Consider the following 5,798-nt stretch of genomic DNA (forward strand, 5'->3'; position numbering starts at 1 on the left):
TATCCAGACCGGTTTGTTGGGTGACGTTTTGGAAGTGTCCTTTACCGTCATTATGGAAGAGGGCGAGGGTGGGGCCGACGAGGAGGATATCGAGGTTGCCGTCGTTATCGAAATCGAGGAAGGCGCATCCGTTGCCGATGGATTGGAGGATGTTGAGAGGTCGAGGGCCGGGGATGACCCACCGATAATCCAAACCGGCATCGGCGGACACGTCAATAAAGCGCGGTCCGTTTGGCGGATCGGTAGGGTTGTTAGCACGACAGCCGGCACATCCGAGAAGAGAAAGGGCAAGCAGTTGGCGGCGAGAGAGGCGTGCGGCATTCATGGCGCAGCTCCGGCAGCAGAAGAGGAAGACGGGGTGGGAGTTGGCATCGCATTGATTTTGGCAATGAGGGCTTCTAGCTCTTGTCGGGCTACCTGTAACTGCGGCGCGCGAAGAAGCAGCAGACGATAATCGCGAAGCGCCTCCATGAGGTAGCCGTGTCGGGCGTGCAGACGTGCAAGTTGTAGGCGAGCCTCTATATCGTTAGGGTATGTGGCGATGTGTTCACTTAACGCTCTCTCCTTAAGCCGATAAGCCACAAGAGCCTGGTGCTTTTGTGCGGCTTGGCGGTAGAGGCTTGTCAGCCCCAAGTGCCGATAGACGTTGCTTAGGTCGAACTCTAGGGACTCATCGTTTGGATTTAGCATCTCTGCTGCCTCCAGCCAAGAGCGTGCTTTCAGCCAGTTGTCCTCAGCTGCGTAGCTTTGACCGAGAGCGTGAAGAGCATCGAACACCCCTTGTGGTGTAAGAGTAGCACGCAGTGCAAGCGCTTGCAGCAGTTGTGCCCGAGCTGCCTCGTAGTCATTGGGGGAGTGGGCGATGCGTAACCGTATCTTCCCTAATTCCAGGTGGGTTATGCCCTGCTTGGGCGCTTCGAGCACACCGGTATCCAGTTCCTGAAGAGCCTCTGGAAAGCGATTCAGATCGGCTAAAGCCACTCCTAAGCTGGTGTGTGAGCGCCAATCCTTGGGTTGTAAACGAAGGGCGTGTTGGAAAGCGACAACAGCTTTTTCGTCGTCTCTTTGCGCTTGCGCAGATATACCAAGAAGCTGCCACGCTTCCAGCAGTTTTGGATCGAGCGTCGCGGCCTGTTGTGCCTCGGTACAGGCGGTTGGAAAGTAGCCGTTTTGGTAGAGCAGAAGCCCCATCATGAGATGGGGATAGGCGCTCTTGGGGTGTTGTTGCAGAAAGCGATTGAGCACATCGTAAGTCTGCTGAGGCCCCATCTGCTTGATGGCCAGGGGCGTCCATGCCTTCCAGGCAGAGGCGTAGTTGGCGTTCAGGCTTATGGCCTGCCAATAGGCCTGAAGCGCTTCCGGTAGCTTTTGAAGTTCTTCCTCACGTTTGCCCAAGTAGTAAAACGCTACAGGGTTGTTGGGATGCTGCTGAACATAGTTTTTAAGTTCAGACAGGGAGGCACGATCGAACTGCGGCCGCTGTGTTGCGATGAAATAGATGGCGCCGCCAAGGCCTGTAATGAGGAGGGCTAAAACAACGCGGAGCGTATAGCGGCGACGAATATGGGTGGTGGAAGCTGTTTTGGAGGCTTGATAGGATGGCGTGGCAGGTTCTGGTGCACTCATGGTTGAGCTAGGTCCGAAGGGTGATCGGGAAGAATAGCTTGCAGTTCATGCTGGGCTTGTTTCTCTTCCTGATGGTGCGATAGAAGGTAGGCATACTCGCGTGAAGCATCTACCACATCCCCATGCGAGGCATAGAGGCGCGCAAGACGTAAACGGAGGGCAGGGTTATTCGGGGTAGCGGCTATCTGAGCGGAGAGCTGTTTGATCTGTAGTTGGTAAACAAGCAGCTGTTGGTGACGCGACATAGCAATAGATGCCAACTTATGGTTACCTAAGGCTGTATAAGCGTGGGCGAGATCAAACTGGATTTGTGGGTTGGCCGGTTCCAACTTTTGTGCGCGGAGGAGCCAATTAAGCGATGCTTGTGGCCGTCCCTGTTGAAGGTCTAGCTCGCCCAATGTTTGCAGGGTGGCAAAAAGTTGGGGAGGTGACATAAGGTCTTCATGCAGCAGGGCAGCGTGAAGATATTGCCGCGCTTGGTTGGCATCTTGTGGGGTGGTGCTGCGTTTTGCATAGCACTGCCCGAGGTCTAGAAGCGGCGCCGGCTGATTTGGCGCCGCCCTGGTCGCCCTCTCTAGAACAGGTATAGCATCCATGTAGCGACATTCGTGCAGGAGCGCTTCGCCCAGGCCGGTTAGAGGTCGCCAATCGGCAGAGCGGAGCTGTTGGGCCTGCTTAAAAGTGGCTTCGGCATGGGCGTAGTCTGCTTGTTGGAGTTGGGCTTGTCCAAGCAGGATGAGGGCTTCAAAGTTGGAAGGTTGCAGATGAAGCGCCCGCTGCGCATATTCTTGGGCACTTGCCGGGTAGTTCCAAAGCATGTAGACTTTGGCAAGTTGCACAAGAGCGGGCACACTATGAGGAAACTGTTTAAGGTAAGCAAGCAAGATCATCTGTCCACCGATAGGGCCTTTGACATAGGTGGCATTTTGTGCCCAACCAAGCCAATCGGTCTCGCTGGTAGGTCGAAGCTGCACGGCCTGCCAGTAGGCTTGCATGGCCGTATGGTAGTCCCCAATCTCTTGGGCGCGCTTGCCGAGCAGATGTTGTACATCGTAGTTGTGTGGGTCTTTTTGTGCCATCTCCTGCAACTCTTGTTCGCTTGCATTTTGGAGGGCACGAAGTTGCAGCAGATGCTGTAACCTAGGGACAGCGTAGATGCCCAGAAGGATGAGGAGAAGGCCAAAGAGCAGGCGAGTTCTTCTGGATACTCTAACTTGAAGGGAAGGTTTCAGCAAGTTTTCCATACTCTCTTTAGCCTTCGCGCGCACGGCCTTAATGGGGAGAGTTCGTTTTGGGGGCGCTTTGCACGTTCTGCATTTTCTGTTGCATCTGCGTCATTACGCGCTGGTAAAGCGCCTTCTGTTCCTGCGTCATTTTGGAGGGATCGGCTTTCAGCGAGGCGACAGGAGGTTTTGTATCCCCATTTACATAGCTGTGCGAGCTGCAACCTTGAGCCAACAAAAGACAAACTCCCGCCAGCAAAACAGCGAATTTTCGTTTCTCAGACCAGGTTTTCAGTAAGAGCATAAGGTTTGTAACCTCCGCAGCGAGTATTAAACGAACTTACCAACGCGGTAGGACTATCCTACCGCGTTGGTAACAACCGGCTTAGCGAGTGGCATCCCACATGTTGTTTTGGGGCTGGTTCACCGAATCTGGGTCGGTGGCCACCGGCTTCATGGCTTTAGCATGCCCGTCCACAAAGACGAAAGTAGCCATACCATTGTGAGGCGAGCTGACAGCGCCATCTGGGCCGTAGGGATAGGGGTTCGGTTTGCCGCCGGAGTAGCGTGAGGGAACGCTCACCGCACTACCGTCGGGAATGTAGGTACAGGGCCAGAAGTCTCCCATGTTTTCAAATATCTGGGGTGCGTCCATACTGAAAGTGTTGTCTAGCCAGCCTGTGGCCTTGTAGACATCCCTATCGAGCTTTTCGGCCACGAGGATGGTGCTGGCGGGTTGAGTGACGCGTGCTAGAGAGCTGGTATTGGCGGGTTGAATCCATGCATCTCCAACGTTCGCGCTATCGTTCCATGCCCAACCTAGCACCCCTTTGAAATATTGCCCGCCCACGGCGCTGTTGGTAACGTAGGTATTGGCGGCGTAAGAGATGGGAGTTCCTTCCCAAGTTTGACCAGCAGTGGTGTTGTCGTCCGGGCAGTGATAGGCTCCTGCCTCTTTCACGTAGGGGTAGACGGTGAGCGACCAGCCTTGATTCATCCATCCCGTATCCATATCCCCATAGCCCATGGGGAAGTTTTCGTCGTAATCTTGCACATACATTTCGAGTGCAAGCCCGATCTGTTTGGCGTTGCTCACACAAGTAATAGCTCGTGCCTTCTCTCGCGCTTGGGCGAAGACGGGGAACAGGATCGCTGCCAGTATCGCGATAATTGCGATAACGACAAGCAGCTCGATCAAGGTGAAGGCTTTGTGATAAGTTTGAGCTTTCATCGTTGAAACATTCCTTTCCATGCACTGTTGATGATTTTTAGTAAAGCGCTTTACTTCAGTTGAGACACACCCATTCTTCTCATTCGCTTGTTTCTTGTTTAGCCGCCACGTGAGAAGATGGACAGGTAAACCGCTTTACTCTATTATACACTATTTCCTCATCGTACGCAACTCTTTACAACTAAACCCCTCCATGCAGACTCAAATCGAGACAATGAGAGGAGATCGGGCAGGACTCCATGATCAACTGCCAATGCAAATACGCCCAATTCTATTCGCGGTAGGGTGGCAGCGTGTCGTTGGGAAAGAGGGTCTCTGCCTCTATTTCGTAGGCTATGGCACGACGCTTATCGCCATCGCTTCCCAGCAGCCCCCAGTTCCCCTCCGCAGCCAAAGAGAGCAGAATCATGCCATCAAGCTTCTCTGGAGCATCGTAATCGGTTTCCGTAAAAGCACGTCCACTCTTTTGGGCATAGCGGGCAAAACAGTCGCGAGCTTGCTTGACATCCCCAAGACGATAGTAGGCAAACGCCAGGTAAAGCGACACCATGGAGTCTTCAGGCTCTAGCTGTTCGCTCTGTTTAAAGGACTTTAGTGCCTCGGCCACCTTGCCCTCTTCCAACTGAATCTGCCCCACTTTAAAAGCGATTTCCGCCTTTTGCGACCTACAAAAGGCTTCCAAAATCTCCTCGATGATCCGATCTTTGTGGGCAGGCCATAGAATGGGCGGCTTCCTGCTTTGAAGTTCCCCAAAGGGAAAGAGCATCATCTGAACGGTTTTTAGTAGCTCCTCACGAAAATTTGAGCTATCAAGACGTGCTAATGCATTTTTGTACAGTTTGAGGGCGTTTGCAAGATCGCCATTGTCATCGTCTTTTTGACCAACACTTGTGAGGTCGAATCTCATGCTCCACAGGTTGTTGAAAATCTGCTGTATGGCTAGGGCTTCGGATCGCGTGGTGCGAAAACCAACATCATTGAGAGATTCACGAGAGATGCGCCGACTCCATTGGGGTAGCCGAGGATAGTACGGACTTGCTTGCCAAAAGAGCCGACTATGGGGGAGGAGCGTCCAGTGGTCATGCGCGTGAGTAGCCCTTGCCTGCCAGTGCCAGGTGATCTCTTGGATCGGAATAGGGCATCCTCCTAACGGCCAAAAGAGCAGAAAATCATGAAAAGTATCGTTGACCTCTATCTCGGCGATGTTGGAAGAGTTGGGCGGAGGCGCTATACTAGGAGCATCAAAAAACGAGTAGGTCAGACCTACGGCAACGTAGAGCATGCCGTTATTGGGAAACAGAATTTGATCGTCTAACCCCGTTTGATTGAGGAATGGGACGGTAGCGAATCGATGATCGGCTAAAATATAGCGCCGATTTGGTTGGATGGTTTGACAAATGGAAAGAGAAGGAAACCCCCCCGAATCCGGTCGCGAGAAGGGGACGGGGACATCAATGCCATACAGAAGCAGAATGCCATAGGTATCCAGCACTCCTGAGTCGTCGAGAAGAGCCGTCGTATTGTTGGCGGCATCGTGGAGCACCCATGCGGAGAACGGATGCGTTATAACAGGATGCAGCACCGCAAAATCGGGGCTTGTGATCGTAAGATGATGAAACCCGCCTTTGGGCAGCGAATCGGGTGGTAACGCGATATCGAAGGTGCAGGTTACTCGATTATGACGGCTTGGGGTGCGAGTATAGAAATAGAATTCGTTG

5 protein-coding genes and 1 pseudogene are annotated in these 5,798 nt (G+C 53.1%); all 6 read right to left on the minus strand.

The genetic code is table 11. From position 1 onward, the window contains the following. Positions 1-325: pseudogene (locus VKV18_RS15050) on the minus strand (VCBS repeat-containing protein); the annotation flags it as partial. Further along, on the minus strand, positions 322-1,626 hold the full coding sequence (locus tag VKV18_RS15055; protein WP_324205002.1) for a tetratricopeptide repeat protein: 1,305 nt from the start codon (positions 1,624-1,626) through the stop codon (positions 322-324). The pseudogene VKV18_RS15050 and the gene VKV18_RS15055, both read right to left, overlap by 4 nt. After that, the gene (locus VKV18_RS15060; protein ID WP_324205003.1) at positions 1,623-2,870 is read right to left on the minus strand and encodes a tetratricopeptide repeat protein; all 1,248 of its coding nucleotides are present in this window, start codon (positions 2,868-2,870) and stop codon (positions 1,623-1,625) included. The genes VKV18_RS15055 and VKV18_RS15060 overlap by 4 nt, the downstream gene beginning before the upstream one ends. A 28-nt stretch (positions 2,871-2,898) precedes the next feature. Then, entirely contained in the window at positions 2,899-3,153 is a 255-nt protein-coding gene (locus tag VKV18_RS15065; RefSeq protein ID WP_324205004.1) for a hypothetical protein, read from the minus strand. A gap of 81 nt (positions 3,154-3,234) precedes the next feature. Then, positions 3,235-4,080: a DUF1559 domain-containing protein gene (locus VKV18_RS15070; protein WP_324205005.1), complete on the minus strand. Its 846-nt coding sequence runs from the start codon at positions 4,078-4,080 to the stop codon at positions 3,235-3,237. Positions 4,081-4,351: 271 nt separating this feature from the next. Beyond that, positions 4,352-5,798, minus strand: a 1,447-nt coding sequence (locus VKV18_RS15075) for a tetratricopeptide repeat protein (RefSeq protein ID WP_324205006.1), incomplete at its 5' end; no start/stop codon positions are given.

Origin of the sequence: Chthonomonas sp. (assembly GCF_035294505.1) — a bacterium.
In the GTDB taxonomy this organism is placed as follows: domain Bacteria; phylum Armatimonadota; class Chthonomonadetes; order Chthonomonadales; family Chthonomonadaceae; genus Chthonomonas.